This window comes from Neisseria sp. P0009.S007, from assembly GCF_051962515.1.
The window spans coordinates 1-608 of the sequence record NZ_JBQCVF010000815.1 but is presented as its reverse complement, the minus strand read 5'-3'; the positions used below and the strand labels follow the sequence as shown (position 1 = coordinate 608).

At 39.5% G+C, this 608-nt stretch carries 1 protein-coding gene; it reads right to left on the bottom strand.

Annotated elements, in window-relative coordinates:
* Positions 1 to 608 (bottom strand): hypothetical protein (locus ACTHS3_RS16555; protein WP_440368579.1); only part of this gene is annotated, 608 nt, incomplete at both ends.

Below are 608 nucleotides of genomic sequence, written 5' to 3'. Positions count from 1 at the left end.
TTTCACTCAGCAGTTGTTTCAGGTTATTTTCCAGATCTGCGGTCAACTCTTTTGCCAAGTCAATTTTTTTAAGGTTGCTTACCAAAGTTGTCATATAGGCAGAAATATCTTTATTAACCACGTCTTTAAGATTGGAAATATAATCTTCTGCATCATCAATAAATGATTCTGCCTCATAACCTGTTAACTTACCTGTCTTTTTCAGGCTTTTAGGTATATCGTCTTCTAATTTAAATGAAGCCTCAGGAATACGCGCCAAAACATTTTTTACCGCACGGGCAATAATATTGACATCCAACTCTCCGTCACCCATTGCCTCCCTCAACGCGCTGACGACTTGGCTGTAGATTTTCTTTTTCCAAGCCTGTGAATAGCTTTCAGACAAATGGCCCAATTCATCTTCCAAATTAGAACGAATTTCTTCAATTGCGCGACGAATCGGTTTGGCTTTTACTGTGGTGTAAGAATATGATTCAGTTCTAGTCCTGGTTTCACGCTTTGGCCCCCTCAAGAAATCCCAAAATTTGCCTCGAGATATTTCAACTTCATACTCTTCTTCATAGTATTCGGTTTCCGACCCCTGAGCATTATCGGAAACACTGTCAAAA